Here is a 26,361-nt window from a genome sequence, read left to right as displayed (position 1 = left end):
AAATGTGCCCCTTTCTGGGTTCAGTTCAATTCGAGTGAAAGACTCCTTCTTTTACTTTTTCATCTAAAAAAGCATCTCAGAAGAGACGCTTTCAATGGCTATATGGTCTGATATTTTATTAACACGTCTTTCGGGATGTGACAATAATCGTCCGGGCAACGTGTCAGACGGTCCTGATGTTCGTCCGCACTTCGCACATAGTTCGTGAGCGGCTTCACTTCAACAGCAATCCGTTCCGCATCCGATCGTTGCTCAATAAACGCTTGCGCCTCCATCACATGTCGTGACTCCTCACTGTAGACGCCCGTTCGATACTTCTCTCCGACATCAATCCCTTGTTGATTGATGCTGTATGGGTCGATGATTTCAAATAAATAGCCCATCAAATCATTGACCGTCACCACGTCCGGATCGAACGTCGTTTTGACGCACTCCGCGTATCCGTCATATTCCCCGTCCAACGTGTCCGTCGTTCCGTTCGCACGTCCCGCTTCAGTTGAAAGGACGCCAGGTAATGTCCTCACAAATTCTTGAACGCCCCATAGGCATCCACCCGCTAAATAGATTGTTTCGATTCGAATCACTCCCCATCTCTTTGAATCTTTTCTTCAGCATACACGTAATGATGAGAGAAGGGAGAGATTTGATTGAATAAACAACGTTTCTTCATCACACTAGTCAGTTCTATTATCATCTTTTCAGCAGTTACATTTACTGCCCTTAACGACTTTTCTCTATTCACCGAAATGGTGATCATCTTTTTATCTGTCGTTATCGGTCAAGCGATATCCATCCCATTATTTCGACGCTTTGCGGAGCAACGGGTATCGAATCAGACGGTATTCGTCTCGTTCCTGTCGATGCTGGTGATATTATGGACGTTCGCAGGCATTCTTTTTGATTGAATATCACATCATTTTCCTTGAACATACCCCAACCGCTTCAAATCTTCATAAACGAGTGAAGACAACAGCGTCCGCCCATCACCGTTCAAATGGTCCGGGTTATGGAAGAAGGATTGTTTGTGAATGAATCGTTCGTCCCCCATATAATTGAGGAACGGAACATCTAAATCCAGCTTCTCTAAATGCTGAAACACGAGGCGTTCCATGACGTCTTCATCAAAATACGTATGATATGAGGCATGGACCGGCTCCATCGCCAAGACAACGCGATAGCCTTGCTTCTTGCAGTAATCGATGATGTCTCGTAAATGTGCCATATTCTCTTCAATCTCGTGATTGTTCACAGCATTCTCGTATTGAGCAGCGACTTCTTCATACTTACGCTCGGAATAGTTCAGTCCCCCATTCTCCCATGGCTTATGCGCATCGAAACGAAAATCTCGGATTTCCCGGGAAATGGCGGCGTAGGCGCTCCCACTGTTCAATGCAGGGAAGCGTTCGTGCGTATAATATTGAAACAGGCTGACCGGCTCGATGTCTTTACGGTCCAAGACGTGATAGTAATTGGCCTTTCGCCCGACGTTCGAATTGCTGAACGTGATTTGTGATAACGACACGATCACGACCCCACCTGGTTTTAAATGTTCATCGTATTCTTTCAACATCTTCAAGTCATATTCGATCGGCTGACTCGGTAACGCCAAATCCAGATGCGACAATCCGGTCGGCTTAAAATAATACCCGTACATCGCATGGGACGTCCCCAAATTGATGATGTCGACAGGATGAGGGTCTTCCTTGAAGGCAAGGACTGCCCGATTGTTATTATATTCCCACGAATCTTTCACAAACTCGTTAACGGGAATGAAGATGGCGATCATGACGAGTAACACAACGACGATTTTAATTCCTAAACGCTTCATGCTAATTCCTTTCCGTGCATCTTAAAACCCACCGTATACAAATCCTTGACTCGACACACCAAACAAGAAGGCTGAGACAATCAAGAACAAGTTGATGGCCACGCTCGTCACGGCAGACTGACGTGCCATCCAATCCCAAGTCGAACCTTTCGTCCGTTCGATATGTTGGAACAGGTGAACGACGACAAAGACGACGAGGAAGATGATCAAATCGAGTAACGAGAACATTTGAATCGCCTGAATCATGCCTGACGGTGCCCATGAAGAAGGCGTCACGTACAGTTTGGCATGCGAGAACGCTTCTGCCATCGAGTGCGACTGAAAGAAGACACGTGAGAAACAGACGAGCTGGAACGTGATGGCGATTTTCCACCACCGATGCAGTGCCGGCACGCGGTCAAATCCGACCCATGACGCCATTTTTTCACGTTGCTGTTTCGTATGGTCTCCGAAGACGCGATAGATTCCATGAATGAGTCCCCAGATTAAAAAGTTCCATGCGGCTCCGTGCCAAATCCCACTAACTAAAAACGTCGCAAGGATGGCACCATAAATCTGTTCGCGTTTCTTCTTTCCTTTCGCGAGTGGCATGAAGATATAATCCCGTAGCCACATCGAAAGCGTGATATGCCAGCGGTTCCAGAAGTCGGCGATCGATACGGCGAAGTGTGGCTGCTTGAAGTTTTCCGATAAGCGAATCCCGAGTAAGCGTGCACAGCCGATGGCGATGTCACTGCATGCCGAGAAGTCGGCGAACAGTTGAATCGAGAACAACATCGTCGCGAGCACAATCTCCGAACCAGTCGGGTCCGGGCTATTGAACACACTTGCGACAATCGGGGCCAATCGGTCAGCGATCAACGTCTTCTTGAAGAATCCCCAAATGATGCGCTGAATCCCATAGCTGATATTGTCGTAGTCGAGATGTTGCTCCGTCTTCAGTTGCGGAAGCAGCTTTTTCGCCCTCTCAATCGGACCCGCCACGAGTTGCGGGAAGAAGGCAAAATAGACCGAGAAATAGCCGTAATGACGCTCTGCTTTTTGCTTCCCTCGCGAGACGTCCACGACGTAACTGATGGCCTGGAACGTATAAAAGGAAATCGCCAATGGTAAGACGACCTCTTTATACGGGACGTCATAATCGAATCCGCTCCATGCGGCGAACGAACGGAGCGAGTCATTGACGAAATTAAAATATTTGAACCAGCCGAGGAAGAATACGAGAACCGAGACACCGACCCACATGAGTCGTTTCTTCTGCCCTTTCTTTTCCTGCTTCTCAATCAAAATCCCGATGACGTACGTGAAGGCCGTACTGATCAACAGTAGCGGGATGAATTGAACGCTCAACGTGGCGTAAAAGACATAGCTCGCCAACAAAAGGAGCACCCAACGGTATCGATGTGGAACCATATAGTACGTTCCAACGATGAGTGTTAAAAATAAGAGGAATTCAATCGAAATAAAAGTCATATTTACCACCTGATGCTATGAAACTTGATGATGTACCGATTCCTGACAATCAGGTGGTCACAAGTTCTCGCTTCGGTAACGCGGCATAACGAACCTTTCCGAACGCATTACGCGGAATCTCGTCAATCTGCATCACCCGAACACCTTTCACCTTGATTTGTTCTTTGATGATTTTTTGAATGCGTGCGACGTCATCTTGTAACGTATACACGTATAGCTGGTCGTCTTCCCCGGCACAGACGCAATCATGTCCATGCTCTCGAAGAAGCGCCTCGACTTCGTCTAGGCTGATTCGACTCCCATGTAGTTTAATCATGCGTTTGATACGACCGACGATGAAGAAGTAACCCTCCTCATCCTGATACGCCATATCACCTGTACGCAACACACCTTGATTGTCGTCACCTTTCGCAAGATCCGCTAACGAGGTCGCGTAGCCGAACGATACGTTGTCACCTTGATATACTAGTTCGCCCGTCACGTTCGCCTCATTGATGTCATTTCCGGCCTCATCTCGCAGCGTGAGCGTTCCACCAGGGATGGCAATTCCGATGCTACCGGCTTTTTCCGCATGCATCCGATCCGGTAAATACGACATCCGGGCCGTCGCCTCCGTCTGACCGTACATGATGAAAAATTGAATCCCTTTCTCTTCACATACCGTTGCGAAGTGCTGCGCAAGCTTCGGGTCCAACTTGCCACCCGCTTGCGTCAACTTCTTCAGACTTGGGAGGTCGTACGTCTCAAACTTCAATCGTTCCAACATCTCATAATGAAACGGTACCCCACCAAACGTCGTCGCCTGCTCGGCACGACACAACTCCCAAAACTCCTTTTGAACGATGGAGCGGTCTGTCAGGATGAGGGTCGCCCCTTTCAACAGATGACTGTTGATGATGGAGAGTCCATACGAATAGTTCATCGGCAGCGTCGTGATTGGTTTATCCGTTTGATCGATGTCGAGATAGTCGATGATCGATGTGGCGTTAGCTGATAGATTGTTATACGTGAGGCGTACAAGTTTCGGACTCCCGGTACTACCCGAGGTCGTCAACAGAAGGGCCAATTCTTCGTGGAGTTGATGGTGAACGGCTGTCCCTGTTTCGAACAGAACATAGTCACCGTATCGATAGAAAGACTCTAACGAATGTGCCAGGTCCTCTCTCGATTCAGGAGCCCAGACGTGGGTCGGCTCATAACGTTCCATCAACTTCTGTAATTGGTCTACTGGAATATCTGCATCGAGCAAGACCGGGACGACCCGTCCACGGAGAAAGCCGATATATCCGAAGAGCGACTCGACCCTGTTCGCACATAAACAGAAGACGAGCGACCGTTCGCCGACTTCCTCACAAATCGAATCCCCGACTTCGAGCATCTCTATGTATGAATAAGAGCGGTCCGCATAGACCGCCTCACGATCGGTGTACCGCTCGAGTATTTGAAAAAGCGTCATGATTGGATGTCCACACCGAGACGCTGCAACAACGCGATACCAGACTTGTACGAATGGAACTCTGTCATTTCATCCGAGTCGATATAGACGTCAAACGCATCCTCGATTTCGGCGATGAGGGTCATATGTCCAATCGAATCCCACTCCGTCGATTCCCCAAGCTTCATCTCTTCGAGAACTACATCGTCCTCTAATTCCAATCCGTTTTTAAATGCCATGTTATATGCTTCAAGCGTGCTCATTGTATTCATCCTTTCACGTTCACTCCAACTGTTTGAATTCATCTATTATTATTGACTGATAATGATAATCATTTGCCTTGTGATTCTATCACAATTTTTCGAAATCGGTCAATTCTTCATATGAGGAAAAGCTTGGAGTTGAGCGATTTTGTGCATGAAAAAGACCCCATCGTTACGATGCGGTCTCAGGAGATGATAAAACATATTCAAGTTGTAAGTCGAGTGGTTCTGCCTCGTATTCCGACTGCCTCTCGAGATTGGTCGCTGACGGGGTCAATCACGCCTTTGATGATTAGCCTAAAAATAGTAAGAAAGGCTGTATATATTTTTTCATATAATGCTTTTTCCTCTTTTTTACATATTTGTAATATTTAAGTAATAGTAATGTTAGAATAGGTTGAATTCAAATTTTAATAACCTGGAGGGCAAGTATGAAAAAATACACATCTTTAGCTTTAGCAAGTACTTTAGCAGTGTCGACATTATTACCTTTGAATGCTGGTGCAGAACAAACTAAATACTCATCTTCAATTCAAAGCACTCAAGAAATCCCTACATCAAAATTAAAAGAAAATGAGAACCGTGAATCAACACAACTCGATACTGTTAAAAAACATGTTTTTGTAGATTCTAACGGTCATATCGGTTTTAAAAACGTACCGACACAATTCTACGAAAACTATGAGCTTGCTAAGCTTCAGAAACATTTTGATGAATTAAATAGTCAAGTTGATGCACAGCAAATAGTTATAAATGAAGATTTATCAATCTCTGAAATCGGATTTCAAACACTTGCTGTATATGGAAAATGGACCAACCATTGGTGGGGATATGACAGAAAGTTTACTAAAAAGCAAGCAGTGGCGTACAAAGATCAAATCGATACAGCTGTTATAGGTTTAGGTGCAGGTGCAGTAGTTACCTCACCTTGGCTTGTAGTAGGTGGGGGATTCGCTCTTACAGCAGGATGGTACACACTTTTAGGCAAACGCATCGAAGTTAACAATAGAGGAAAAAATGGAATTCTAGTAGAAATTTATTGGGCACGAACTTTTGATATTACTCCACTGTAATATTTACCGAAAATATAAGAAGCGAAAAGAAATCTTTCGCTTCTTATATTTTTTTTGAGTAATAAAGCATTAAGATATGCGTAGAAACTAAATAAATGGAGACTAACATAATCATGATTTCTTTCAAAGTAAAAATTGGATCACTCGAAGGTAAAGTGACAACTAGCAAAATCGAAAAGAGAAGTGTAAGAAAAACATAGTAATTTGCTGTCATTGCTTTTTCTTTGATTAGTTTCGAGCGTTCATCCTTAACAGATATATGCGGAATCAATAAATAATTACAAATTTGCATAATACCTATCGCGATTAATAATGTTCCAACGGGAATCGTAGAGTTTAGGATATCTTCAAAGCTTGTATATAACCCAATGGCTAAGGCAAACATTCCAGAAAAAAGTGCCATCACTTTAGCTGTTTTAGTGTCATTTGAAAGTATATAATTGAACATTCGTTATTCCTCCTCAAAGATAAAAACATCTTCAATTTTACAGTTGAACACTTTTGATATCTTAAAAGCTAATAGAATTGAAGGGTTGTACTTACTTTTTTCCAATGAAATAATTGTTTGACGAGATACTTTTAATTTTTCTGCTAATTCATCTTGGGTCAAGCTATACTTTTCTCTAAGTTTTCTAATGTTATTTTCTATGTAACCCCCCCTTTTGTAAAGCTAACTTTACGTAAAGTCTACTTTACTTTCGGGTTGATGTCAACCAGATTTCATAACCCAAAGTCAATTACTAATACAAACTTTGTCGGTCAAACCTGCTTTTGGATTCAACGCTTTTGTATGTGGTACATAATCAAAAACACCATTCCGTCGAATGGTGTTCCTCTCATTCAATTTTCCTAACTTTTGAATGAAAAATGTCTCAATCACATCTATATGGTCTGGTGCACTTAAGAAATCCGTCCAGCGTACAACATAAACCAGTCGTTTTGATCTTCTAGCGCTTCATAGATCCATCCTTCATTCATTTCTGCGAATTGTTTGAACGCGTCCATCAGAATCGATTTATGTTTACTGTTTGGGTGAACCTCTATGTAAACAGATACTTCTGGGTAATCAGCTTGTTCAAAACTGAATCCACAGCCTATATTTCCAATCACTTTGATCATTCTGAATGACGTATCGATTGTAATCACGGAGTTCAATCGCACGATTCCCCCATGGTTTCTGCTTTCCAAATAAATTCGTAAACGTATGCGTCGTCTTTTTATTCAGACATTGATCCAACATCGAAATGGTTCTTCCTAAGTTTTGAATTGCATACACGTCTTGAGGTAGGAATGTTCTTGATTTATTCAATTCAATATCCTCCATATACTTGAGTACTTGTTTGTAGTACAAATCTTGTTCGTTATATTCCTGAAGCCATATGTAGAGTTGAAACCACTGCAATTGAAAGAACTTGGTTGAGGATGAAGCGACATGTTTTGGGTCAAAGTATTGGATGATATAAAACAGGTATGTCGAAAATCCTTCTGCTTCACTTTGCTCAAGATGTTCTCGATAACGTTTCAATTGATGATGCCCTTCACTGCTACCTAACTTGTTCTCAATGAAGACGATGTGTGAGGTGTTCCCTTCATTAAACGTGATAACGAGATCGGGTCGACTGTCGGTATCGTGTGTATGTAGTTTACTGTACGTTTTTTGTGTATATGCCCTCACACGACTTATTTCAGAAAGATCCACATTCGCAAACCGTTTAAAAAAATGAGTCAATAAATCCGGTTGTTCAAAAATTGGAGCGATGATTTCGGTTAAGTAATCTTCGTAAGGATTAGAGTTTGATTGACGTAACAGGTTATAGATTTTCGAATACGATGACACCATTTTCTTTACCCCCTTCGTCACAGTATAAAAATAATGAGTGCTTGAGGTTTGATTCAAGCACTCATTTTACATTTCATCACTTGTGGTACGGTTCATTCCGATTGATTCGATACGCCCGATAAATCTGCTCACACAACACGAGCTTCATGAGTTGATGGGGAAATGTCATCTTCGAGAACGAAATTGTATCATCCGCTCGTTTCATCACATCGTCCGACAGACCAAGCGATCCTCCGATGACGAAGGCGATTTTACTCTTTCCGTACGTCGCGAGTTGATCGAGTTCACGGGCGAACTCTTCGCTCGTCCGCTGCTTTCCTTGAATCGCCAAGGCGATGACGTGCGTATCTGGGGATATCTTCGCCAAAATCCGCTCGCCTTCCTTTTGTTTTACTAGTAACATATCTGCTTCACTCAAATGCTCGGGTGCTTTTTCGTCTGAGACCTCGATTTCCTGCACTTTTGCGTAGGCAGACAGCCGTTTTGTATACTCGGCAATTCCTTGCTTTAAATATTTTTCTTTCAGTTTGCCGACCGTGATAATTGAAATATTCATCCAATTCTTCCTTTTTCCACAGTTTTTTTGGAGTTATCCATAGGGTTATCCACAGAGTTATCCACAAATCCACATGTTGATAATTAGTTTTTGCTTGACACAATATATGTTGCGTCGGCTTCACAGAACTCACATGTCACGTGTTCACTTGTGGATAATTCCTCCAACAGTGGGTACTCCCCTGTTTCATCCACAATGATGTCTAAAGCGATTTCAACATGTTCCTTGCATACTTTTTTTTCCACAGTTTTTCCTCCTTAAAAAAGAAGCGTCGCCGCTTCTTTATGTTGCTTCAGTTAATGTCGCCTCGGTTTCGCTCGCTTCCCCGCGACGTAAATACTCAATGGTAATCGTATCACCGACCGTCGCATCACGATAGAGCGCATCGCGTAAATCGACGTATCGTTTGATCTCCCGGTCTCCGATTTTTGTGATGACATCGCCGACCCGAAGTCCTGCTTCCTCGGCCGGACTACCCGGTGTCACCTCTTCGACGAAGACACCGTCTTCCTGGTCGAATGAGATTCCATACTCTTCCCGGATGTTACCAGGTACGGCGATGACTTCCTGAATCGTGACCCCGAGCTGAGCCCGTGTCACCTTACCGTCGCGTTCTAACATGTCAATGACCGGTAGCGCCACGTTGACGGGAATGGAGAATCCGACCCCTTCTACGCTCGCCTCGGCGATTTTCATCGAGTTGATTCCGACAAGCTCTCCTCGAATGTTGATCAAGGCACCACCCGAATTTCCCGGGTTGATGGCCGCATCCGTCTGGATGACTTCCGCGTTATAATCCATCAAGCCGTCGCTGTTCGTATCGACCGGCACCGTCCGCTCGACACCACTGACGATACCACGGGTGACCGAGTTTGAGAAGACACCGAGCGGATTTCCGATCGCCATAACGGTCTCCCCGGCCTGTAGGACGGTAGAGTCACCAAGTACGATCGGCTTCGCTTCGATATTTTTCGGTAACTCGACTTCGGCGACCGCCAAGTCATTGAGTGGGTCTTCGCCTAAAATGGTTGCCGAGGCGATTTGGCCATCGGAGAAGGCAATGTTGACCTCGTCCGCTTCTTCGATGACATGGAAGTTCGTGACGATATAGGCCGTGTTTCCTTCTACTTTATAGATGACGCCAGAGCCCGCACCCGCCTCCCATTGCGAGTCCGAGGTGAACGCTCGCTGGATATTGGTGATGCTGACGACGGACGTCTTCGCGCCGAGTACGGCCGTTGTGACGTCCGATTCGGTGACGGTGACGGCCTGTTCGGTCCGCGTCAGTTCATTCGTCACAAAACGAGAGGTCGGCGAATCCCAGAGCATCACGATGACAAAAAACAAAGCCGCTCCTAAGAATCCGCCAACCCCTCCGAGTAACAACGGTTTTATATTGGGTCTCGGCTTATGGCGTACGTGCTCCTCTTGCTTCGGTCGCCATTCGCTCCGAGACGGGTACGTCGATTTCTCTTCATTCATTTCTATTTCGTGTACTTCAGGTTCGACGTCTTGAGGTTCATACTCATGGTGTCTCTCTTCGTTCACGACGCGTCCCCCCTTCAAGACAGTGTGATATCTGTCTTTTCCCAAGTTTCCTTATAAAGAAACGAGTGAAGTGGGGATTGTCGGGTCCGTGTCGCACAATTTGATTCGATTTAAATCGATATCTCGCATACCGAGTGTTTGCGAGACGCTCATTTGCGCGAGCTCCTTCATGTTGTTGTCCTTGCTCAAGTGGGCCAAATAGATCCGTTTCGTCTGGTCACCGATGACCTCACTCATCGCGATGGCCGCATCTTCGTTCGAGACGTGCCCATAATCGCCAAGAATCCGTCGTTTGACGCTCCATGGATAACGCCCCATCTGCAGCATCGAGACGTCATGATTCGATTCAAAGATGAAGTCGTCCGCTCCACGGATGACCCCTTTCATCCGGTCCGAGACATAACCCGTATCGGTAATATGGGCCAGACGTTTCCCGTCATGGGCAAACTGATAAAACATCGGGTCCGCCGCATCATGACTCACGTTGAACGTCTCGATTTCGATATCTCCGAACTGTTTCACATCTCCGACTTCTATTTGAAACTTCAAGGCGGGATCAATCTTGCCGATGTTCGCTTCCATCGCCGTCCATGTCTTCGCATTCGCATAAATCGGTAAGTTGTACTTTCGTGCTAATATACCGACACCTTTAATGTGGTCGGAGTGCTCATGAGTGACGAGCAGTGCATCGATTCCATCAAACGACCGACCGATGGCTTCGATACGTTGTTGCATCGCTTTTCCGGTCAATCCGGCATCGACGAGCAGCTTCGTCCGTTCCGTCTCGATATAGAGGGCGTTTCCGGTCGATCCACTCGCTAACACACTATACTGTAAAGTCACGCGATCACTCCTTTCATTCTTTCTTTTCAAACTCGACGTGCTCTACCGTTCCATCGATCGCATTGACGAAATAGACTTGATCATCTATCCCAATCGACCAGAGCGGAGGCATAATAATCAAACTGCCCGAGCTATCGAGCGGTAAGCTATAAAACCCGGTGTTGATGGCTCGCATCTCTTGGTTCGGCTGAAAATACTTCCGGGATGCTAGCTGAGAAATCGCTTCGCTCGCTGTCAACACGAGGTCGTCTTGCGTTTTCGACGACAGGTTTTTTAAATGACGCTGCTTATAATCTGTCACTTCAAATGCCTCGTTCAACTGAATGAGGATGAGGGACGGACCGATATACATTTCCGTGTCCCCTTCGACTTCAGGTGTTGAAAAAATCTTGTTCTCCTCGAACGTTTGCACGAAGGCGATTTGTTTCGTCGACTCATCGTATCGCCAGTAGGCATATTCATCTCCGAATGGAACATATTCCGCCACAAACGTCGAAGCGGTCGTTCGTAAATCTTTCGCATCGAGTGGCACAGGTTGCTTCAATTCGACTTCAAGTTGCATGTTATCGAGCGTCGTCGCTAGCTGCGCTTCCCGATTCTTTGTAATCATCGCGGCGGACATCTCTTCAGACGATCCCGTCAAATATCCGACATCGCGACCCATTCGTGGCAATTTTGCCGGATCGACATTCCGCTGATCTAAAATTTGTGCAATCGACGTGTTGTCATTCGTCACGACTTCGGTCACCCACGTTTCCGTCAACAATTGGAACAATAGATAGATGTTCAAGGCGAGGAAGGCGAAGATTAAAATTGTTTTCGCTTTACTCCAATCCACGATACATCATCCTTTCTGTCCAACCGTCTGCTTGATTATATGGGACCCAACGCCCCGCCTCACGCACGAACCAGTTCGGTGAGAACGTCACGTAGCGGCTCGTATCTTCGTTATATTCGATTTCATAACCGATTCGAATCTCCGTTACGTTCTCAAACCGTCCGGAGTTGATGAGGGTACTGAGCACCTCGTTCGCATTAGCCAACTGTGTCGTACCGACCGTGATCAGCCGATCGATTTCCAAGTGGTGACGTGTGATCGACCGGACCTGTGCCCCGTCGTTTTCCACACGTAATGTGGATAAGTCGATGGCATCGTTGTTGATAAATGCCTCGCGCTGACTAAAGACCGGATACCCTTTCACATGAAAACGGAACACAGTCGTTTCAAAACCTTTATTTGCAGGTGTGATGGCATCAAAGCGAAGTGAGAGCCCTTGATTCTCAGAAGCTTCATCGACCCATCCACCGTGGAAGTTCACGAATTCTACAATCGAATCTAATCCGAGTGCCGTGTCACGTTCTGTACTGTTCCGAGACAAGTTTCGGTAACGACTGGCGTTCAGGGTCGCATCATATTCCCCAACGCTGACACCATTCGTCAAGGCTCCAATCGAACTTGCCGGGTCGACCTCCTGAACATTCGGGTCGCCCGGGAAGAACGTGTCCCGCATCCAGTCAAGACGGGTATCGATTTGAATCGATGATACGTCGTAAGCAAACAACTCATTCATCTCAGGTCCAATGACCGGAATGTAATTCACCCGCTCATCGGTGTACGTCACCCGCTTCATCGTTCGACTCGAATTTTTCAAGAAGAGACTGTTCACATCGCCGTTTCCGACTTTCGTCAACTTTCCTTCCCAAATCGATTGGTCGCTCATGATGGTGCGAATGTTGAACGCATTTTCGTCCATATAGATGAGGATCCGTTGTGGAATTTTCCCAGACAGACTATACGTTCCCGGCAACATATAGCTGAGCGTATCCGCATAGTAGGCCTCCGGTAAGATCAACTCGAGTCCCTCGTTGATATCCGTATAGAAGCTCGGGACATTTTTCACGGCGAGTGGTTTGAACTCACTCGCTTCAAACGAATCCCGAATGACGCGCATCAGTTGCTTCGACGTATTCTTCGAAGCGAAGACGGCATTGTTGTCATGTACGACCGCTTGAGTCGGGATGATGACCTGATTCGCCCGGCGCTGCAGGGACTCGTCCACCGTCGTGAGCTGCGTCTCCGATTGGACGGCCTGATACGTGGGATGGTAATCCCACAAGATGATGGTTTGAACAATCGACGTGACGATTAACGTGAGCAAAATGAATGACTTCCACAGTTCCGGCTTTGCAATCGTAAACCGTTTCATCAATCATTCACCTCCACAATCGTATCGAACGGGATGGTGAAGTAAATCGTCGTACCGCGGCCAAACTCACTCTCTGCCCAGATGTCGCCCCCGTGAGCGGATACGACTTCTTTGGCAATCGATAGACCGAGTCCGGTTCCACCGATGTTACGCGCCCGCGCCTTATCGACACGGTAGAAGCGCTCAAAAATTTTCTTCAAGTTCGACTTCGGAATACCGACCCCTTCATCCTTGATCCCGATGACGAGGCGCTTCGCCCGAAGCATCGTCCGGAACGTGATTGTCCCGCCTTCTGGTGAGAACTTGATGGCGTTCGTGATGATATTGTCGATGACTTGGGTCATCTTATCTTGGTCGGCATGCACGTAGACACGACGCTTCATCAGTTTGCGACGGAATTGAATCGCCTCTCCTTTCGTCATCTCGTGACGGTCGATGATGTCGTTAAAGAATTGCACGAAGTCGAACTTCACTTTCTGCATCTTGTATTCTTTACTGTCCATCTTCGAGAGTTGCAACAAGTCGTTGACGAGGCGAATCATCCGCTCCGTCTCGTTTTGCGTCGTCTCTAAGAAGCGTGGCGCCAACTCATCGTCTTGATAAGCGCCTTCCGCGAGGACTTCCAAATAGCTGCGCATTGTCGTGAGCGGTGTACGCAACTCGTGACTGACGTTCGCCACGAATTCACGGCGGTCTTGTTCGACTTGTTCTTGTTCCGTGACATCATGCAAGACGACGATGAGACCTGTGATCGGTCCGCTGTGCTTTTGAATCGGTGAGAAGTAGGCGCGGACGAGGAACAATTCTTCATCCGTACTGAGGTCAATCAGCTTCGTCGGCATCGTCCCGTCTTCTGGAATAACGATTTCCTCTTCGAACGCGAGGAGACTTTGTAAATTCGTCCCCATCGCCTCTTCCTCCGCAACCCCGATCATGTCGCGCGCTTGGTCGTTCATCAAGATGACGCGTAACGAGCGGTCGGTCGCGACCACCCCGTCCGACATGTTCTCAAGGACACTCGTCAAGCGACGTCGTTCCGCTTCCGTCGTCGCATTTGCTTCCATCAATTCGTCTGTCAATTCGTTGAACGCATACGCGAGTTGACCGACCTCGTCATCCGAGTACACTTTAACTTTCCGCGAGAAGTTCCCTTTCCGCATCTCTACGGCCTGCCTGCGCATGTCGGCAATCGGTCGCGTGATGGTGCGCGATAAGAGAATACCAAGGAACGAGGTGATGATGAGTGCAATCAACGTCCCCGTTGCGAGGATACGTGTCACTTGTTCCATCTGGTTGTAGATGGACTTCATCGATGCCTCGATATAAATCATCCCGGTCGTCGTCCCATCCACTTCTGATTTAATCGGAACGGCGACGACGCGCATTCGGTCATTCGAATCCTCATAGACGAGCGTCTCCTGCGCCCCGCCTGTCGCGAATGACTTCTGGATAAACGTACTCGCCGTCCGTTGTCCGACGAGACTTTGATTATTTTGATTCGAGGTCGCCCGCACGACACTGTTCGTGTCGATGATTTGGACTTCCCGAATGTCGTCAGCTAGCGTCGTGCTCTCTGTAAATTCAGACAGCAGCTGATCCAGTAACTGGTTCAACTGCTGGTCCGTAGTCGAGTCACTCTCGTTCGCTGCGATTCCCTCACTGACGTTATAGCTCAGTAGGTTCGCCCGGTCGACGAGTGACTGCGAGAAGTTGTTGATGTATTGTCGTTCCAAAGAACGTACAAAGTACACGCCGATGACTTGCATCGCAACGAGAATGAGCAGCGCATAGATGACGACGAGCTTCCACTGGATTGATTTAAAGAAGTTCGTCCGTTTCATCGTTTAGTCTTCTTCTCCTGCCTTCAAATAATATCCGACGCCACGACGCGTAATGATGTACGTCGGCGTCGATGGGTTATCCTCTACTTTTTCGCGAAGACGACGTACTGTAACATCCACGGTACGTACGTCACCGAAGTAATCATAGCCCCATACCGTTTGGAGCAAGTGTTCACGCGTCATCACTTGTCCAATGTTTTGCGCGAGGTAATGAATTAATTCGAACTCGCGATGCGTCAATTCGATTTTCTCTTCCCGTTTCGTCACCATGTACGAATCCGGATGAATCGTCAAGTCGCCGATCGCGATATCGTTCGCATTCGCCCCTTTCGCTTCTGGCGCCGGCGCCGTCGCGTGACGTCGCATATTCGCTTTGACACGAGCCAACAGTTCACGTGAGCTGAACGGTTTCGTGACGTAGTCATCCGCTCCGAGCTCTAACCCGAGTACTTTATCGATTTCGGAGTCTTTCGCCGTCAACATGATGATCGGCATATCATACTTCTTCCGTACCTCACGACATACTTCCATGCCGTCTTTGAGCGGAAGCATGATGTCGAGTAAGATGAGGTCCGGTTGAATCTCCTCTACTTTTACGAGGGCTTCTTCGCCGTCATAAGCGACATGCACCTGATAACCTTCTTTTTCAAGTTTAAACTTCAATATATCTGCGATTGGTTGTTCGTCATCTACCACTAAAATCGTACGATCCATTCAGTGAGTCCTCCTCTTATCATTAAACGTACATGCCTACATTGTAACTCTTTTTATACAGCTTAGAAAGCATGGTCCATTTCCGTGGAAATGAAAAAGAGAGCCCGATGGCTCCCTTTCTTATGCTTCGTAAATATCACGCAAGATGACCGTCTGTTCACGAGCCGGTCCGACCGAGAACGTCAGCAACTCAATCCCTGTCAATTCTTCGATACGACGAACGTAGCGCTGTGCATTCTTCGGAAGGTCATCGAAGTTGCGGACACCCGTGATGTCTTCTGTCCAACCCGGAAGTTCTTCGTATACTGGTACACACTTCTCGAGGACGCGGAAGTTCGGCGGGTACTCATCAAGATGCTTCCCTTCGTACTCATACGATGTGCAAATCTTGAGCGTCTCAAGACCTGTCAATACATCGATGGAGTTGAGGCAAAGATCTGTGATTCCACTGACACGACGTGAGTGACGTACGACAACCGAGTCGAACCAGCCGACACGACGGGGACGACCTGTTGTCGTCCCGTACTCTTTACCGACTTCACGGATCGTATGGCCGATCTCATCGTCAAGTTCTGTCGGGAACGGACCGTCACCGACACGTGACGTGTATGCTTTACAGACACCGACCACGTGATGAATCTTCGATGGTCCGATTCCGGCACCGCTCGATACGCCACCTGACGCGGCGTTCGACGATGTGACGAACGGGTACGTTCCGTGGTCGATATCGAGAAGGACCCCTTGTGCCCCTTCAAAGAGAACTTTCTTTTCTTCGTCGAGTGCATCGTTTAAGACGACCGATGTATCACACACGTATTTAGCGAACTGTTGGCCATACGCATAGTACTCTTCAAAGATATCATCAAACTCGATTGGGTCGACCTCATACATTTTCACGAACATGCGGTTTTTCAACTCAAGCACGGTCTTTAGTTTCTCCGCAAACACTTCTTTATCAAGAAGGTCAGCGATGCGAAGCCCGATACGTGCCGCCTTATCCATGTATGCCGGACCGATTCCTTTGAGCGTCGTACCGACTTTTGCGTCACCTTTTGCGTCTTCCTCTAGACGGTCTTGAAGCTGGTGATACGGCAAGATGATGTGCGCCCGGTTCGAGATTCGAAGGTTATCCGTGCTCACACCGCGCTCATGTAAGTAAGCGAGTTCGGTCACGAGTGATTTCGGGTTGACGACCATTCCGTTTCCGATGACACACGTTTTGTCCGAATAGAAGATCCCAGACGGAATGAGGTGAAGTTTATATTTCGTATCATTGAAGACGATCGTGTGACCAGCGTTGTCTCCCCCTTGATAACGCGCGACGACTTCGGCTTGTTTCGATAAGAAATCGGTGATCTTTCCTTTTCCTTCATCGCCCCACTGCGTTCCCACTACGACTACTGATGACATAATGAATCCTCCTTATTAATCAACGTTCTGTTCAAACCATCCGTAAGTGTACACTTGAAAAGTGAGAAAGTCAATCTAATACCGAACGTTTTATATAAGATGTAACTATTCGTTCGTTATTTTTTAAATCACCTATTAAAAAAAAGACACCACCGACGTTACATCGGTGGTGCGAAGGCTTGTGTCTCCATATTGACGAACTTGTTATACTCTTTCCGGAAGGAGAGCTTGACCGTACCGGTCGGACCGTTACGTTGTTTCGCAATGATGATCTCAATCGTATTGGCGTCTTCACTCTCTTTATCGTAATAGTCATCACGATAGAGGAAGGCGACGATATCGGCATCCTGCTCGATCGCTCCCGATTCCCGGATATCCGACATCATCGGTCGCTTGTCTTGACGACTCTCTACGCCACGCGAGAGCTGTGACAAGGCGATAACCGGTACTTGCAGTTCCCGCGCAATCGCTTTGAGCGTACGCGAGATCTCCGATACTTCTTGTTGGCGGTTCTCGCCCGGTTTCCCGTTCCCGACGATGAGCTGCAAGTAGTCAATCATAATCATCCCAAGGCCGTACTCCTGTTTCAAACGACGACACTTCGCTCGAATCTCGTTGACACGGAGACCCGGCGTATCGTCGATGTAGATGCCTGCTTGCGAAAGCGACGACATTGCGAGTGACAGACGGCCCCAGTCTTCTGCTTCGAGACGACCGGTCCGGAGACGCTGGGCATCGATGTTCCCTTCCGCACACAACATACGCATAACGAGTTGCTCGGCACCCATCTCCAAACTGAAGATGGCGACGTTCTCGCCCGTACGGACGGCAACGTTTTGCGAGATGTTCAAAGCGAACGCGGTTTTCCCGACAGATGGACGAGCGGCCACGATAATCAAATCGTTTCGCTGGAAACCGGCCGTCATCTTATCCAAATCGGTGAAGCCCGTTGCAATTCCAGTGATTTCACCACTCGACTGATGTAGTTTTTCAATCGTTGAATATGCATCCGAGAGAACCGACCCGATTGGATGGAAACTCGATTGTCCTTTTCGCTGCGATACTTTTAAAATATTCCGTTCGGCATCTGACAGCACGGAATCGACCTCATCTTGGCGTTCATAACCGTCTGACACGATATTGGTCGCCGTTCGGATTAAACGACGGAGCGCCGCTTTTTGGTCGACGACGTTCAAGTAATAGCCGATGTTTCCAATGGCCGGTACAGATTCAGCGACTTCTGCCAAATAGTTGAGACCGCCGATTTCGTCTAGAATGCCTTGAGCCTGTAACTCTGAACTGAGTGTGACTAAGTCGACGAGTTCGCCCCGGTCATTGATCTTTAACATCGCTTCAAAGATGCGTTGGTGGCTGACACGATAAAAGTCGTCCGGGTCGACACGTTCTGAGGCCGTGATCAACCGATCCGAATCGAGGATGATTGCCCCTAAGACGGCTTGCTCCGCTTCCACGCTATGTGGTGGTGTATTGACTTGAATCGCATCACTCATCCGTCTCTACCTCACCTTCAAGCTTCTTGTACATGTACATTCAACGTCGCGACGACGTCATGGTGCAACTTCACAGGCACTTTCGTGAAGCCGAGCGCCTTGATTGGGTGCTCGAGTTCAATTTTACGCTTATCAATCTTGTAGCCCATTGTTTTAAGGGCATCCGCGATTTGTTTGCTTGTGACTGACCCGAACACGCGACCGCCTTCCCCTGCTTTCGTCGTGACGGCGATCGTCTCTTTTTCAAGCTTCTCTTTTAGTTGTTTCGCTTCGTTCAACTCTTCTTCTGCGGCCTCTTCGGCACGACGTTCTTTCGCTGCGAACGCTTTTAGGTTCCCAGGTGTCGCTTCTACCGCCAAATTTTTCTTGAACAAGACATTTTTCGCGTAAGCGTCTGCCACATTTTTCACTTCTCCAGCTTTTCCTTGCCCTTTTACATCTACTTTCAAAATGACTTTCATTCTAATTCCTCTCCTTCAGTTTCATCTGTTACATAATGATCAATTGCCTCTTTCAACATGGCATTCGCTTGTTCGCGACTCACTTCGAGCTGCGTCGCCGCATTCGTCAAATGTCCACCACCATCAAGCATTTCCATGATGACTTGAACATTGACGTCACCGAGGGATCTTGCGCTAATCCCTGTTCGTCCATCCGGTAAAATCGCGATGACGAATGATGCTTTCACGCCTTCCATATTTAACAGTTGGTCTGCCGATTGGGCAATCAACACTTGATGATGCGCCTCATCGTCAGAAGCGACCGCAATCGCCATGCCGCCTGCATAAATTTCGGTGTTTCTCAAAATCTGAGACTGCTCGATATAAGCATCGAGGTCCTGTCGCATAAAATGCTGTACGAGAACCGTATCCGCCCCTTGAATTCGTAAGAAAGATGCCGCGTCAAACGTACGCGAGCCTGTTCGGAGCGTAAATCCTTTCGTGTCGACCATGATTCCTGCAAGAAGCGATGTCGCTTCCAAAATGGAAAGCTTGCGGCTTCCCGCCTGATACTCAATCAGCTCCGTGACAAGTTCACATGTTGATGACGCGTATGGCTCCATATAAACGAGGACCGGATCTTCGATAAACTCTTCCCCGCGACGGTGATGGTCGATGACGACGACTCGTTCCGCTCGGTAGAGAATATCTTTTGAAATGACGAGCGATGGACGGTGTGTATCGACGACGACGAGAAGCGTCTGCTCATCAATGAGGGGTTGTGCTTCATATTCGGTTAGGAACTGGCTATACAACGCGTCATCGTTCTCCACTTCTTGGACGAGGCGTTGAATTCCGATACTCGTTTCGCCAGACGGAATCACGACATACGCCTCACGTCCGACAAACTCAGCCAATTTCATAATCCCGATGGACGCCCCGAGTGAGTCCATATCTGGATTTTTATGTCCCATTATGAGAACACGACTCGATTCTCGAATCAAGTCACGCATCGAGTTCGAGATGACACGTGCCCGGACGCGCGTCCGCTTTTCGGTCGGGTTTGTCTTCCCTCCGAAGAAACGTACTTTTCCGTTGTGACGTTTGACAACAGCCTGGTCACCACCACGACCAAGTCCGAGGTCTAGACTTGACTGAGATAAGTTGCCGAGCTCCGTTAGCGTTGTCTCTCCACATCCAATCCCGATTGATAACGTCAACGGGATCCTCTGCTCTTTCGTCGCTTCACGTACTTCATCTAAAATTGAGAATCTGTTGTTTTCAAGTTCAGATAACGTTCGCTCGTTCATGACGAGGAAAAAGCGATCCGCCGCTGTACGGCGCATGTAGATGTGATGCTGCTGTGCCCATTGATTGAGAAGTACCGTCACACGACGATTGATCTCACTACGCACTTGTTCATCCACCGCAGTCGACATCTCATCATAGTTATCCAAGTACAAAATACCAATGACTGTTTGCGATTGCACATACTTTTGCTCAATTTCTGCTTCCTCGGTCATGTCAAATAAATAAAGGGTTTGATGTATTTGATTGTAGTAGACGCGGTAGACACGATCGCCTACTTCAATCGTGGCTTCATCCTCTTCCTCTTCAATCAATTCAGCGAATGCAGAATGGAGCGCGTCGAGCGGGACTCCAATCGCCATATCGAGTTCGAAGATCAATCGCGATTGTTCGTTAAACCAACTGATGCGCCGGTCTTGATCAAAGACTAAAATTCCAATCGGCATCGTCGTCAACGCTTCTTTCCCGACCTCTTCGATTTGATGAGAGAGTGAGAGGACATACTGTTCCCAATTTTTACGCTCCCGTCGCATTGTTACTTGCTGATAGATGAAGAAAATCAGCGTGCCCATAAACAGGGTGATTGCCGCCACAATATTGTAGAACGCCAATCCTAACGAGACAAGGACTCCAATCACATATGGAACCATGTGACGCGCGTATTGGTTCTTCACGGATGTTAATGCTTCACCACTGTGCATGTATGCCTCCTAAAATGAGTAATGTTCACCCATGGAATCGTAAAGGTTTCTGCTCTATCATACCATATTCGTCGGTTTCACTTACACACTTACAGACGAGATGAAATACAAAAAAACGACTTATCCAAAAGGATAAGTCGTTCGTCAAACATTACTCTGCAACGTATGGAAGCAAAGCCATTTGACGTGAACGCTTGATAGCGACAGTAAGTGGACGTTGGTATTTCGCTGAAGTACCAGTCACACGACGTGGAAGAATTTTACCACGCTCTGAAACGAAGCGTTTGAGTAATTCTACGTCTTTATAATCGATATGAGTGATGTTGTTCGACGTAAAGAAACATACTTTACGACGACGACGACCTCCTGGACGACGTGCCATGTGAAGACCTCCTTTATAAGTTAGTTTTTCATGTCAACGATGATTAGAATGGCAAATCATCGTCTGACAAGTCAATTTTGTTGCCACCCGAGAACGGATCTGCATCAAAACCTTTATTTGAAGACTGGTTTGAGGACTGAGATGAAGTCGAAGCAGCTCCTGCGCCCCATCCTGATCCACTTGACTCACCACCACTGAAGACATCTCCAGATGGTGCTTGCTCACGTTGCCCTGAAGCTCCGCGTGGTTCAAGGAAGCGTACGCTGTCGGCGACTACTTCTGCCCGGTAACGACGTTGGCCATCTTGTCCTTCGTAACTACTGATTTGAAGGCGACCGTCAACGCCGGCCATGCTGCCCTTTTTCAAGTATTGTGCTACGTTCTCTGCTTGTTTGCGCCAAACGACACAATCAATAAAGTCCGTCTCGCGCTTCCCATCCTGCCCAGCAAATGGACGATCGCAAGCGAGAGTAAAGCGTGTTACGGCGATTCCGCTCTGCGTATAACGCATTTCCGGATCGCGAGTCAATCGACCAACTAACACAACTCGGTTAATCATCTCCAAGATCCCCTTTCACGATACGAAACGTTAAGGATTAACGCTCGTCTTTTGTTGTCATTTGACGGACAACGTCGTCAGAGATCTTCATGAGACGCTCTGTTTCTTGGATCGCTTTAGGTTCAGCAACGATGTTAAGAAGAACGTAGTGTCCTTCACGCATCTTGTTGATTTCATAAGCGAGACGACGTTTACCCATGTCTGTTGTTTTTTCAACAGTACCACCGTTTTCAGTGATGACGTTGTTGAAGCGTTCGATTAAAGCTTTCTTCGCTTCCTCATCAACTGATGGACGGATAATGTAAAGAAGTTCGTATTTACGCATTATCTTTCACCTCCTCTTGGACTAGCGGCCCCTACCAATTGCAGGAGCAAGGAGCAAACAATTGTTTTACTCACGTCATAATATACTATCAAACTTACTTAACTTTTACAATACGTTTCCGAAAATCAACTTATACGTTGAAACGGAATGTGACAACATCGCCGTCTTGGAAGACGTATTCTTTTCCTTCAGAACGAAGTTTCCCTTGTTCTTTTACCATCGTCATATTGCCAGCCGTTGAAAGATCGTCATATGAGACGACTTCGGCACGAATAAAGCCCCGTTCGAAGTCTGAGTGGATGACACCAGCACACTGTGGTGCTTTCATCCCTTGTTTGAACGTCCAAGCACGAACTTCTTTTTCACCTGCAGTGAAGTACGTTGCAAGACCGAGTGTCGAATAAGCCGCACGAATCAATTGATCGAGTCCAGACTCTTCGATGCCGAGATCTTGTAAGAACTCAAGACGTTCTTCAGGTTCTAGTTCTGAAATTTCTTCTTCGATGCGTGCACAGATGACAATCACTTGCGCCCCTTCTGTTGTCGCGTGATCACGGACGGCTTGAACATGTTCGTTTGCATCCGCATCCGCTACTTCTTCTTCACTGACGTTTGCCACGTACAACATCGGTTTCATCGTCAATAGTTGGAAGTGCTTCACGATTGCCAATTGGTCATCCGTGAGCTCTGCGACACGGGCAGGACGTTCTTCTTCTAAGACGGCTTGCACGATTTCAAGTGCCTCAAGTTCTTGTGCGGCACCTTTATCTTTTGATTTGACCATTTTTTGAACACGTGTGATCCGTTTTTCAACTAACTCGAGGTCGGCTAAAATCAATTCAAGGTTAATTGTCGTAATGTCGTCTATTGGTGAGACACGACCCGCGACGTGCGTGATGTTCTCATCTTCAAAACAACGAACGACTTGGCAGATTGCATCGACTTCGCGAATATTCGCTAAGAACTTGTTTCCGAGTCCTTCACCTTTTGAAGCCCCTTTAACGATTCCGGCGATATCTGTAAATTCAAACGCTGTTGGAACCGTCTTTTTTGGTTTGACGAGTTCTGTCAATCGATCAAGGCGTGCATCTGGTACTTCTACGACGCCGACATTCGGGTCAATCGTCGCGAACGGATAGTTAGCCGCTTCGACTCCTGCTTGTGTAATCGCATTAAACAATGTCGATTTCCCGACGTTTGGCAATCCGACAATTCCTGCTGTTAATCCCACTAATAGTTCCTCCTCATCCGGTGTTTCCCGGGAAATGTTAAACCGTCTGTGGAGTGGGTACATTCAGTACACCACACCGTCACATCCTTCACAATTATAGATAGTCCACGATTAAACCGCAACTCACGTTCATAACCTAAAGAAAAACGCCGCTTATTCCGCGGCGTTGCCTTGCTCAAGCACTTTCTTGAATCGCTTATCAAAGTCCCGGCGTTGCATGAGCACACTTGCTCCACAACCTTGACATTTGATGCGAATGTCCATCCCTACACGTGTGATTTGCCAGCGATTCGTCTTGCAGGCATGTGGTTTTTTCATTTCCACAATATCGTTCAACGCATAAGTTTTACTGTGCATTTTCTACTTCTCCTCCTTTAGGAGTCGGGTTAGGGGGTAACATAACCGTACGTGGGTACGGAATTTCAATATTGCGTTTGTCGAATCCGGCTTTCAATTCTTTATGAAGAATCCGGCCGGCTGTGAAATGTTGGGTCGGTGGTACTTCTGCCATCAAGCGATAGACGACCTCTGAAGCCCCGAGCGATTGCACGCCAGCGAGGGTAATCGGTTCGATGAAGAGGTCATGATATTTTGCCTCAACTTCTTTTGCGATTTCTTTAATCGCCGATTCAACGCGTTCCATGTCTTCTTCATAAGCAACACCAACATCGACGACCGCTACACTGTTTTCAAGTGAGTAGTTCGTCACTTGCATGATCTGTCCGTTCGGAATAATGGATACTTGTCCGTTCAATCCTTTTAACTTTGTCGTCCGGATGCCGACTTCGATGACGATCCCTTCAACTTCTTGGTTCAAGCTGACGTAATCCCCATTTTTATACTGGTTTTCGAAAATGATGAACGCACCGGTGATGACGTCTTTCACCAAACTTTGGGCACCAAATGAAATAGCGAGACCTGCCACACCGGCCGAAGCGATCAACCCGGCAATATTTACGCCGAATTGCCCAAGCACCGTCAGGACCATGATCAATCCGATGACATAACGAATCGTATTTTGTGCCAGTTTCAATAACGTTTCGTTCTGTCGTTGTGCGACAATGTCATTTTCTTTTATTTTTCGGAGCGTAAACACGCGTTCCACCATCGTGGTCAAGATTCTTGTCGCGATGTATAAACCAAGGATAATGAGCGCCACACCGGCGAGTTTAATCCCAAGCCCAATCCACATGTCCGTATCTTTGAAATATTCCACGAATCGGTTCACGCTATCAATCGTTTCATCCGCAACCGTGTTTAAATCTTTTTCTGTATTTTGCGAAGCCATCTTTTCACCTCAAAAGTCGTAGATTCTAAATCATCAAAACACATTTCGTGACTTTTCTCAAACACTGCATTCGGAAGTTTAGAAGTTTTCCACTTTTGGGAATGGTTTAATACGAGATCAATCCCCCATCGCAACTAGGAATAGGCAGCTTAGAAGAGAGGATGAGATTCATGCCGTTTCGCTTAAAACCTCATAAACCATACTCCTTCTTCATTGAACACACTGAGCGGAGTGGATCCAGACTGCTTGCGGACCAGCTTCATGAACAGTTGGCCAATGAAGCCCATCGCCCCATCGTCCTTGTTTGCATCGGTTCGGACCGTTCGACCGGTGATTCTCTCGGTCCCCTCGTCGGGACGTTCTTGGAAGAACGTCACATCCGGAATTTACACGTTTACGGCACGTTAACCAAGCCCGTACATGCGCTTAACTTGGTGGAAACGTTGCATGAGATTCAAACACGCTTTCATCAGCCGCTCATTATTGCCATTGATGCTTGCCTCGGTCGTTTGTCGAGTGTCGGGTATGTCTTTTTCTCAGAAGGGCCACTTGCCCCGGGTGCGGGTGTTCAAAAAGAACTTCCGGCAGTAGGCGCTTATAATATAAAAGCCGTCGTAAACGTGAGCGGGTTCATGGAAATGATGATTTTGCAGAATACCCGCCTTCATCTCGTTTATGAACTCGCACGCTTCATTACAGACGGGTTCGTCGACTTTGATGCACGCATCGGACGTCTTCATCATGAAGAGGCCGCCATCACACGACTTCGTCAGTCACGGGACGAGTCAAAATCTTGAGGGGACAGCAACATCAAAAGTTGTTCGAGGTCGTCTTGTGAAAAGTATTTTAGTTCCAACACGCCCCCTTTTCTGCGTGGACGAATCGACACATCCATTTGAAGACGCTCCGCAAGCACGGCTTCGACCGCTTCGATATCGGCGTTCGATTGCTTCAGCGTCTTTTTTTCTGTGCGCTCTTTTTGTAAGTAACGCTCAAGGCGTCGGACCGTCCAATGCTCGGTGATGACGCGTTTTGCGATCTGTTCCATCAATTGTTCCGACTTCACACCTGTAATGGCCCGCGCATGACCCATCGTTAAATCTCCGACCATGACCGCGTGCTGAACCGCACTCGGTAAGCGAAGCAAACGTAAGCTGTTCGTCACGTGGCTTCTACTTTTCCCGACACGGTCTGCCAACTGTTGTTGCGTCAGTCCTAGCGTCTTCATCAATTGTTCATATGCGACCGCTTCTTCGATCGCGTTCAAGTCTGCTCGCTGTATGTTTTCAATCAAAGCTAGTTCCATGACCCGATCCGAGTCGGCCGTGACGATTAAAGCGGGAATGTCTTCTTGCCCGGCGAGTTTCGCAGCCTGAAATCGCCTTTCTCCGGCGATGATTTCATAGTATCCAGTCGCTTTTCGAACGACAATCGGCTGTAATACCCCGTAGCGCTCAATCGATTGACGCAATTCTTCGAGTTTTTCCACCTCAAATTGTTTCCGGGGCTGATTCGGGTTTGGGCGAATGAATTTTAAGGCTAATCGTTCCATCTACAAACCTCCTTCATCGTATGAAAAAGCACG

At 47.2% G+C, this 26,361-nt stretch carries 31 protein-coding genes; 3 read left to right on the top strand and 28 right to left on the bottom strand.

The features are described from left to right. Nucleotides 1-98: 98 nt before the first annotated feature. Nucleotides 99-575 (bottom strand): peptide-methionine (S)-S-oxide reductase, encoded by a 477-nt coding sequence (locus tag KNO98_RS10425; RefSeq protein WP_214700990.1) that lies wholly within the window; start codon nucleotides 573-575, stop codon nucleotides 99-101. A 72-nt stretch (nucleotides 576-647) separates the two neighbouring features. Between KNO98_RS10425 and KNO98_RS10420 the strand changes: the two genes are divergently transcribed. Beyond that, nucleotides 648-905: a hypothetical protein gene (locus KNO98_RS10420; RefSeq protein WP_214700789.1), complete on the top strand. Its 258-nt coding sequence runs from the start codon at nucleotides 648-650 to the stop codon at nucleotides 903-905. An 8-nt stretch (nucleotides 906-913) separates the two neighbouring features. Here KNO98_RS10420 and KNO98_RS10415 read toward each other — a convergent pair whose 3' ends face one another. From KNO98_RS10415 to KNO98_RS10400, 4 genes are read right to left on the bottom strand one after another with little or no spacing between them, the layout of a single operon-like run. Further along, nucleotides 914-1,828 carry a hypothetical protein gene (locus KNO98_RS10415; protein ID WP_214700788.1) on the bottom strand — a complete coding sequence of 305 codons (915 nt, stop codon included), beginning with the start codon at nucleotides 1,826-1,828 and terminating at the stop codon, nucleotides 914-916. 21 nt (nucleotides 1,829-1,849) lie between these two features. Then, a complete protein-coding gene (locus KNO98_RS10410) occupies nucleotides 1,850-3,301 on the bottom strand; it encodes an MBOAT family O-acyltransferase (RefSeq protein WP_214700787.1) in 1,452 nt (483 codons plus the stop codon). A gap of 49 nt (nucleotides 3,302-3,350) precedes the next feature. Beyond that, nucleotides 3,351-4,757: an AMP-binding protein gene (locus KNO98_RS10405; protein WP_214700786.1), complete on the bottom strand. Its 1,407-nt coding sequence runs from the start codon at nucleotides 4,755-4,757 to the stop codon at nucleotides 3,351-3,353. After that, nucleotides 4,754-4,999 (bottom strand): acyl carrier protein, encoded by a 246-nt coding sequence (locus KNO98_RS10400; RefSeq protein ID WP_214700785.1) that lies wholly within the window; start codon nucleotides 4,997-4,999, stop codon nucleotides 4,754-4,756. Before KNO98_RS10400 ends, KNO98_RS10405 begins: the two co-directional genes overlap by 4 nt. Nucleotides 5,000-5,430: 431 nt before the next feature. Between KNO98_RS10400 and KNO98_RS10395 the strand changes: the two genes are divergently transcribed. Further along, nucleotides 5,431-6,072, top strand: coding sequence for a hypothetical protein (locus tag KNO98_RS10395; protein WP_214700783.1), 642 nt, complete (start codon nucleotides 5,431-5,433; stop codon nucleotides 6,070-6,072). A gap of 43 nt (nucleotides 6,073-6,115) precedes the next feature. Here KNO98_RS10395 and KNO98_RS10390 read toward each other — a convergent pair whose 3' ends face one another. The 22 genes from KNO98_RS10390 to KNO98_RS10285 form a co-directional block, all read right to left on the bottom strand. After that, nucleotides 6,116-6,520, bottom strand: a complete 405-nt coding sequence (locus tag KNO98_RS10390; RefSeq protein ID WP_214700781.1) for a DUF2178 domain-containing protein — start codon at nucleotides 6,518-6,520, stop codon at nucleotides 6,116-6,118. A 3-nt stretch (nucleotides 6,521-6,523) separates the two neighbouring features. Next, nucleotides 6,524-6,721, bottom strand: a complete 198-nt coding sequence (locus KNO98_RS10385; protein WP_214700989.1) for a helix-turn-helix transcriptional regulator — start codon at nucleotides 6,719-6,721, stop codon at nucleotides 6,524-6,526. 251 nt (nucleotides 6,722-6,972) lie between these two features. Further along, entirely contained in the window at nucleotides 6,973-7,182 is a 210-nt protein-coding gene (locus tag KNO98_RS10380; protein ID WP_214700780.1) for a hypothetical protein, read from the bottom strand. Then, on the bottom strand, nucleotides 7,148-7,912 hold the full coding sequence (locus KNO98_RS10375; RefSeq protein WP_214700779.1) for a PD-(D/E)XK nuclease family protein: 765 nt from the start codon (nucleotides 7,910-7,912) through the stop codon (nucleotides 7,148-7,150). Before KNO98_RS10375 ends, KNO98_RS10380 begins: the two co-directional genes overlap by 35 nt. A 76-nt stretch (nucleotides 7,913-7,988) precedes the next feature. Further along, nucleotides 7,989-8,468, bottom strand: a complete 480-nt coding sequence (gene rlmH, locus KNO98_RS10370; RefSeq protein ID WP_074034007.1) for a 23S rRNA (pseudouridine(1915)-N(3))-methyltransferase RlmH — start codon at nucleotides 8,466-8,468, stop codon at nucleotides 7,989-7,991. 83 nt (nucleotides 8,469-8,551) lie between these two features. After that, nucleotides 8,552-8,713 (bottom strand): CxxH/CxxC protein, encoded by a 162-nt coding sequence (locus KNO98_RS10365; protein ID WP_015880243.1) that lies wholly within the window; start codon nucleotides 8,711-8,713, stop codon nucleotides 8,552-8,554. Nucleotides 8,714-8,750: 37 nt separating this feature from the next. Further along, complete coding sequence (locus tag KNO98_RS10360) at nucleotides 8,751-10,016, bottom strand: S1C family serine protease (RefSeq protein WP_214700778.1); 1,266 nt, start codon at nucleotides 10,014-10,016, stop codon at nucleotides 8,751-8,753. Between the two features lie 51 nt (nucleotides 10,017-10,067). Next, the gene (locus tag KNO98_RS10355; protein ID WP_214700777.1) at nucleotides 10,068-10,859 is read right to left on the bottom strand and encodes an MBL fold metallo-hydrolase; all 792 of its coding nucleotides are present in this window, start codon (nucleotides 10,857-10,859) and stop codon (nucleotides 10,068-10,070) included. Between the two features lie 13 nt (nucleotides 10,860-10,872). Beyond that, the gene (locus KNO98_RS10350) at nucleotides 10,873-11,697 is read right to left on the bottom strand and encodes a two-component system regulatory protein YycI (RefSeq protein ID WP_214700776.1); all 825 of its coding nucleotides are present in this window, start codon (nucleotides 11,695-11,697) and stop codon (nucleotides 10,873-10,875) included. Next, complete coding sequence (yycH, locus tag KNO98_RS10345) at nucleotides 11,684-13,066, bottom strand: two-component system activity regulator YycH (RefSeq protein ID WP_214700774.1); 1,383 nt, start codon at nucleotides 13,064-13,066, stop codon at nucleotides 11,684-11,686. Before yycH ends, KNO98_RS10350 begins: the two co-directional genes overlap by 14 nt. Continuing rightward, entirely contained in the window at nucleotides 13,066-14,907 is a 1,842-nt protein-coding gene (walK, locus tag KNO98_RS10340; protein WP_026824722.1) for a cell wall metabolism sensor histidine kinase WalK, read from the bottom strand. Before walK ends, yycH begins: the two co-directional genes overlap by 1 nt. A gap of 3 nt (nucleotides 14,908-14,910) precedes the next feature. Then, a complete protein-coding gene (gene yycF, locus KNO98_RS10335; protein ID WP_026824723.1) occupies nucleotides 14,911-15,621 on the bottom strand; it encodes a response regulator YycF in 711 nt (236 codons plus the stop codon). 120 nt (nucleotides 15,622-15,741) lie between these two features. Further along, on the bottom strand, nucleotides 15,742-17,031 hold the full coding sequence (locus KNO98_RS10330) for an adenylosuccinate synthase (protein WP_026824724.1): 1,290 nt from the start codon (nucleotides 17,029-17,031) through the stop codon (nucleotides 15,742-15,744). Between the two features lie 158 nt (nucleotides 17,032-17,189). Further along, entirely contained in the window at nucleotides 17,190-18,542 is a 1,353-nt protein-coding gene (gene dnaB / locus KNO98_RS10325) for a replicative DNA helicase (protein ID WP_026824725.1), read from the bottom strand. 17 nt (nucleotides 18,543-18,559) lie between these two features. Continuing rightward, on the bottom strand, nucleotides 18,560-19,003 hold the full coding sequence (rplI, locus tag KNO98_RS10320) for a 50S ribosomal protein L9 (protein WP_214700773.1): 444 nt from the start codon (nucleotides 19,001-19,003) through the stop codon (nucleotides 18,560-18,562). Continuing rightward, nucleotides 19,000-20,991, bottom strand: coding sequence for a DHH family phosphoesterase (locus KNO98_RS10315; protein ID WP_026824727.1), 1,992 nt, complete (start codon nucleotides 20,989-20,991; stop codon nucleotides 19,000-19,002). Before KNO98_RS10315 ends, rplI begins: the two co-directional genes overlap by 4 nt. A gap of 151 nt (nucleotides 20,992-21,142) precedes the next feature. Continuing rightward, a complete protein-coding gene (gene rpsR / locus KNO98_RS10310; protein WP_015880232.1) occupies nucleotides 21,143-21,373 on the bottom strand; it encodes a 30S ribosomal protein S18 in 231 nt (76 codons plus the stop codon). Nucleotides 21,374-21,416: 43 nt separating this feature from the next. Further along, complete coding sequence (gene ssb, locus KNO98_RS10305) at nucleotides 21,417-21,932, bottom strand: single-stranded DNA-binding protein (protein WP_026824728.1); 516 nt, start codon at nucleotides 21,930-21,932, stop codon at nucleotides 21,417-21,419. Nucleotides 21,933-21,969: 37 nt separating this feature from the next. Further along, nucleotides 21,970-22,257, bottom strand: coding sequence for a 30S ribosomal protein S6 (gene rpsF / locus KNO98_RS10300; RefSeq protein ID WP_026824729.1), 288 nt, complete (start codon nucleotides 22,255-22,257; stop codon nucleotides 21,970-21,972). Between the two features lie 130 nt (nucleotides 22,258-22,387). Further along, on the bottom strand, nucleotides 22,388-23,488 hold the full coding sequence (gene ychF, locus KNO98_RS10295; protein WP_026824730.1) for a redox-regulated ATPase YchF: 1,101 nt from the start codon (nucleotides 23,486-23,488) through the stop codon (nucleotides 22,388-22,390). Nucleotides 23,489-23,641: 153 nt separating this feature from the next. Next, nucleotides 23,642-23,845, bottom strand: coding sequence for a DUF951 domain-containing protein (locus KNO98_RS10290; RefSeq protein ID WP_026824731.1), 204 nt, complete (start codon nucleotides 23,843-23,845; stop codon nucleotides 23,642-23,644). Beyond that, nucleotides 23,835-24,776, bottom strand: a complete 942-nt coding sequence (locus KNO98_RS10285) for a mechanosensitive ion channel family protein (RefSeq protein ID WP_051545930.1) — start codon at nucleotides 24,774-24,776, stop codon at nucleotides 23,835-23,837. The genes KNO98_RS10290 and KNO98_RS10285 overlap by 11 nt, the downstream gene beginning before the upstream one ends. Nucleotides 24,777-24,946: 170 nt before the next feature. Between KNO98_RS10285 and yyaC the strand changes: the two genes are divergently transcribed. Continuing rightward, nucleotides 24,947-25,573 (top strand): spore protease YyaC, encoded by a 627-nt coding sequence (gene yyaC / locus KNO98_RS10280; protein WP_026824733.1) that lies wholly within the window; start codon nucleotides 24,947-24,949, stop codon nucleotides 25,571-25,573. On the opposite strand, the gene KNO98_RS10275 is transcribed toward yyaC, so the two are convergent. Next, nucleotides 25,546-26,328 (bottom strand): ParB/RepB/Spo0J family partition protein, encoded by a 783-nt coding sequence (locus KNO98_RS10275; protein WP_026824734.1) that lies wholly within the window; start codon nucleotides 26,326-26,328, stop codon nucleotides 25,546-25,548. The two genes, yyaC and KNO98_RS10275, sit on opposite strands and share 28 nt — an antisense overlap. Between the last annotated feature and the right edge of the window lie 33 nt (nucleotides 26,329-26,361).

It is taken from the genome of Exiguobacterium sp. s57 (assembly GCF_018617685.1).
Taxonomy (GTDB): domain Bacteria; phylum Bacillota; class Bacilli; order Exiguobacteriales; family Exiguobacteriaceae; genus Exiguobacterium; species Exiguobacterium marinum.
This window is presented reverse-complemented; position numbering and strand designations above follow the sequence as displayed.